Annotated in this window: 5 protein-coding genes and 1 pseudogene; 3 read left to right on the top strand and 3 right to left on the bottom strand. The window is 69.9% G+C overall.

Annotated elements, in window-relative coordinates; all coding sequences use genetic code 11:
• The 3 genes from K6I34_RS32505 to K6I34_RS32495 form a co-directional block, all read right to left on the bottom strand.
• Nucleotides 1–685 (bottom strand): FAD/NAD(P)-binding protein (locus tag K6I34_RS32505; protein ID WP_229331629.1); only part of this gene is annotated, 685 nt, incomplete at its 3' end.
• Nucleotides 686–804: 119 nt separating this feature from the next.
• Nucleotides 805–1131 carry a branched-chain amino acid transporter permease gene (locus K6I34_RS32500; protein ID WP_229331628.1) on the bottom strand — a complete coding sequence of 109 codons (327 nt, stop codon included), beginning with the start codon at nt 1129–1131 and terminating at the stop codon, nt 805–807.
• Complete coding sequence (locus tag K6I34_RS32495; RefSeq protein WP_229331627.1) at nt 1124–1873, bottom strand: AzlC family ABC transporter permease; 750 nt, start codon at nt 1871–1873, stop codon at nt 1124–1126. The genes K6I34_RS32500 and K6I34_RS32495 overlap by 8 nt, the downstream gene beginning before the upstream one ends.
• Nucleotides 1874–1952: 79 nt before the next feature.
• On the opposite strand from K6I34_RS32495, the gene K6I34_RS32490 reads away from it, so the two are divergent.
• The 3 genes and pseudogenes from K6I34_RS32490 to K6I34_RS32480 all read left to right on the top strand — a co-directional run.
• The gene (locus K6I34_RS32490) at nt 1953–2393 is read left to right on the top strand and encodes an Lrp/AsnC family transcriptional regulator (RefSeq protein WP_229331626.1); all 441 of its coding nucleotides are present in this window, start codon (nt 1953–1955) and stop codon (nt 2391–2393) included.
• Nucleotides 2394–2509: 116 nt separating this feature from the next.
• Entirely contained in the window at nt 2510–3664 is a 1155-nt protein-coding gene (locus K6I34_RS32485; protein WP_229331625.1) for an acyl-CoA dehydrogenase family protein, read from the top strand.
• Nucleotides 3665–3804: 140 nt separating this feature from the next.
• Nucleotides 3805–4430 (top strand): annotated as a pseudogene (locus K6I34_RS32480) (hypothetical protein); the annotation flags it as partial.

Genomic DNA, 4430 nt, shown 5'->3' with positions numbered 1-4430 from the left:
GCCGCACCCCCGTCAGGTCCGCCTGCGAGGGGTTGCCCGCAGGCACATACGTGAGACCGTTCTCCCGGGCGTACCACGCCAGTCCGTACTCCTGACTGTCCGGGAGCATCGGCAGGTGCCCCTGGGCGAGCACCACAGCGGCCAGACCGGACAGCAGGGTCCCGTCGCTCAGGGTCACGGTCTGCGAGCCGTCCGGGGCGTCGTCCAGCGCGACCGCGGTCTCCCGGTGCGGTACGACGGTGACGCGTGCCCCCGGACGCGCGATCAGCCTGCGCAGCGCCCAGTTCAGGTAGTGGCCGTACAGAGCCCGCGTCGGATAGTCGTCGGGCCCCAGCCGCGCCGCCTCGGCCCGTACGTGCTCCGGGTACTCCTCGTACGGGTCGAAGTGGTCCACGAACCGCGCCCACTCGTGCAGGCTCGGCCCCGGGAGGATCGGGCCCTCGCAGTCGACGCTGTCGTCGGTGAACAGGGTCACCTGGGACGCGACGGTGTTCATCAGGAGCTCGGCCGGCTGGTCCGTCGACCAGGTCGCGCCGCCCGAGAACAGCATCGGGTCCACGACGTGCACGACAACCGGCACCCGGCCGGGCCGTCGCTCGGCCGCGTTCGCGCACAGGCGCTGCACGACACAGATGCCCCGGGGGCCCGCGCCGACCACACACACCTGTGTGCCGTGTCCAGTCATGGTCACCCTCGCAGATCCGTGCCGGGAGCCGTTGCCGATCTGCCAGTCAGCATGCTGGGGTGCTCTAAAAACTGCGTACAGAGCGGGCGGGGCGGTCCACGCCGTCCCTCCGCGGATCCCTAGTGGCTGAAGACCGTGCTCGCCAGGGCGACGTGGATCGCCGTGCCGCCCAGCACGCTCAGAACCGCGTTGCGTCGCCACAGGTGCAGGCCGAGTGTGGCCGCGAAGGCCAGGGAGACGGGGAGAGCGTCGGGGAGGGAGACGTCGCGGAGCGTGTACACGGTGAGGATCACCATGACGCCGACCGGCATGTGCACGCTGAGATAGCGCAGGGTCTCGCTCGCCCGCAGGGGTGCCAGCGCGGCGAAGGGCAGGCAGCGCAGCGCCCAGGTGACGGCGGCGGACAGGGCGACGGCGGCGGCGACGTAGGCCGTGTTGTCAGGCACGGGCCGTCTCCCCTCGCGGCGCGAGGGCACGGCGGGCCAGGAGGGCGGCCGTGAACAGGCCCAGCGCGGCGAGCAGCATCTGCCCCGGCAGTACGAAGCGGGCGGCCAGCGCGCACACCAGGGCGAGGGCAGGGGTGGGAATGTCACGCTTGGCGCGGTAGGCGTCGACGGCCAGGACGACGAACAGGGCGGTCAGCGCGAAGTCCAGACCGGCCAGTTCTGCAGGGACCAGGGCGCCGAAGAGCGCACCGAGGGTGGCGCCGGTGACCCAGTAGACCTGGCACAGGGCCTGGAGCCAGACGATCCGCCGACCGCTCCAGGACTGCGCGGACTCCCCGGTGGTCAGGGCATACGCCTCGTCGGTCATCGTGTAGGTGCTGTAGGCCTTGCCCGCGCGGCTGGTGACGCGGTGCAGCGGGAAGGACAGGGCGTAGAAGACGTGCCGGAAGTTGACCAGGAACGCCGTGAGCGCGACCTGCGCCAGCGGTGTCGCCGCGATGATGAGGCCGACGAGGAGGAACTCCAGCGAGCCCGCGTACACGAAGGCAGTGATCACGGACGCCCACCACCAGTCCAGCCCCGCGTGGACGACGAGCACGCCGAAGGCTATCCCCAGCGGGAACAGGGCCAGGCCCACGGAGCTGGAATCCTTCAGGGCCGCCCGGAAGTCGGACGTGGTGGGAGGTGGTGCGGTGGTGTCCTGGCGATGGCAGCCGATGGCTGCGTCTGACGGGGCGTTCATGTGGCAATTTTAGGTGGCCAGCGACGTAATTTGGTTTCCGATCATTCCCATAATTCTGCCGTATGGGAAACTTCATTACATGGACAGCGTCGATCGTGAAATTTTGTTCCATCTGCGCCAGGACGGCCGCCTGACCAACGTCGAGCTGGCCAAACGGGTGGGCCTCACGCCACCGCCGTGCCTGCGCCGGGTCAAACGCCTGGAGGACGAGGGGATCATCACCGGCTACCGGGCCCGCGTCGACCCGGCGGCGGCCGGCCGGGGGTTCGAGGTGATGGCCGCCGTGGAGATCGGTGTCAACGATCTCCAGACGGTCGAGGAGCTGGAGTCCGTGATCGCCGCCTATGACGAGGTCGTCGAATTCCATCGCCTCTTCGGCCGCCCCGACTACTTCATCCGCATCGCCGTCGAGGATCACGCGGCCTACGAGACGTTCCTGACCAGCAAGCTGATCGGGCTGCGGGCCGTCACCCGGGTCGACTCCCACCTGGTCATGAAGAAGATCAAGACGGACGACTGAGGGCCGGACACCCGGGAGGCACGCTCGCGGCGGCTTGCCACCACAGCACCGAAGTCTCCGAGCCGCTCCAGTACGTCACCGCGCGGAAGCGCCCGGCGCCGGTACAGTCCGCTGCCATGGAGATACCTGACGCACTGGTCGATCTGCTGCGACGCAATGCCGCCCGCACCGAGGCGGACCGGCGGGTCGCCGAGGAGAACATCACGGCCCTCCGGGAGGCAGGCCTGTTCCGGCTTCTGGTTCCCGAGCGGTTCGGCGGTCGTCAGGCGAGCATGCGTACGCTCGTCGAGGTGGGTTCGGAACTCGGCCGCGGGTGCGGGTCCACCGCCTGGACCACCTCCCTCATCAATATCGCCGCCTGGCTCGTCGGCCTCTACCCCGAACGCGCGCAGCGCGAGGTGTACGGGGCCGACCCCCACGCCCTCGCCTGCACGGCCCTGCCGCCCTCCGCGACGAGCAAGGCGGCGGACGGAGGGCAGGTCGTCACCGGGCGGTGGGGCTTTGTGTCCGGCTGTCTCCATGCCGAGTGGGCGCTGCTCGGCATGCCGGTCACCGGCGAATCCGGGGAACAGCTGGACCAGGGGCTGGCATTGGTCCCGATGAACCAGCTGACGATCGAGGACACCTGGCATGTGGTCGGCATGCGCGGCACCGGCAGCAACACGCTCGTCGCCGACGACGTCTTCGTACCCTCCTACCGGATCCTGTCGGTGAGCAGGGCGCGGGAGGGCGAGTACGCGACCGAGTTCAAGGACGAGAGCCTGTACCGCGCGGCGTTCATCCCGGTGCTGGCCCTGTCCCTCGTCGGCCCGCAACTGGGGCTGGCCCGCGGCGGGCTGGAATGGGTGCTGGCCTCGCTCGAGAAGGGGCGCGGTATTTCGCACACCTTCTACACGGAGGCGCGTGCGGCGTCGTCCACCCAGATGCAGTTGGCCGAGGCCGCCCAGCTGATCGACACCGCTGCCCTGCACCTGATGCGTGCGGCGGACGACGTCGACCGCTGGGCGGCCGACGGCCGTCGCATGCCCCTCAGCCGACGGGCCCGGGTGCGCATGGACACCGCCACCGTGGCACTGCGCTCACGGCAGGCGCTGGACATCCTGCTCGGCATGGAAGGTGCCCGGAGTTTCACGGAGACCAATCCGTTGCAGCGCATCTGGCGTGACCAGGAGACCGCCAGCCGGCACGCGATGCTCAATCCCGCCTCCGTGACCGAGTTGTACGGCCGGGCTCTGCTCGGCATCGAGGAACAGATCAGCCCGTTGATCTGAGCCTGCCCGTACCGGACGGGCGATCGTGGAGAGGGACGAGCCTCTGCCACGTCTCCGACAACGGACACCGTCGTACCGGAAATCCGCCGTGGTACAACAGTGCGATGCGCTTACGATCACTGGCTCTGACAGTAGGTCTGTTGTCCACCCTGCTCGTCGGCATGCAGGGCACGTCGACGGCCGCCACCACCTCCTCCCCCGACCGCTGCCCGGAGCGTACGAACGCGACCGTCTTCCACCCGGGCGGCGTCCCCCTCGCGGACTGGCGGGAGAACCTGGAGTTCGACGGCCACGGCACGCTGTGGGTCTCGCACCTGGCCGGGAACCGCGTCGAGGGGTACGCCCCCGACGGCACGCTGCGCACCACCGTCCCGGTGAGCGGACCGGGCGGTATCCGCCGTGGCCCCGACGGCCGGATGTACGTCAACTACGGCGTCAGCCCCCTGGCCCGCGACGGCGGCATCGTCCGCTTCGACCCGGCCGCGGACCGTCCCCGCCCCGAGAAGGTCGTCTCCGGCACCCCCGGCATCAACGGCCTCGCCATCGACGGCGCGGGCAACTTCTACCTGACCCGCGAACTCGCCACCGGCATCCTGAAGATCCGCCCCGACGGCACCCGCGACGAGGAGTGGACGCGCAAGGCGGCCGTCTTCGGCACGAACGGCCTGGCGGTGGCCGGTGACCAGCTCTACGCGAGCGTCCTCGTCGACCTCGCGTCCAGCCTGGTCCGCATCCCCCTCGACGACCCCTCCCACCACACCACCGT

This window comes from Streptomyces sp. UNOC14_S4 (assembly GCF_020740835.1).
GTDB lineage: Bacteria > Actinomycetota > Actinomycetes > Streptomycetales > Streptomycetaceae > Streptomyces.
This window is presented reverse-complemented; position numbering and strand designations above follow the sequence as displayed.

What these genes read in the sequence shown, in the direction of transcription:
- K6I34_RS32495 (WP_229331627.1), bottom strand. Translation starts at nt 1,873, where the DNA reads ATGAACGCCCCGTCAGACGCAGCCATCGGCTGCCATCGCCAGGACACC.
- K6I34_RS32490 (WP_229331626.1), top strand. Translation starts at nt 1,953, where the DNA reads ATGGACAGCGTCGATCGTGAAATTTTGTTCCATCTGCGCCAGGACGGC.
- K6I34_RS32485 (WP_229331625.1), top strand. Translation starts at nt 2,510, where the DNA reads ATGGAGATACCTGACGCACTGGTCGATCTGCTGCGACGCAATGCCGCC.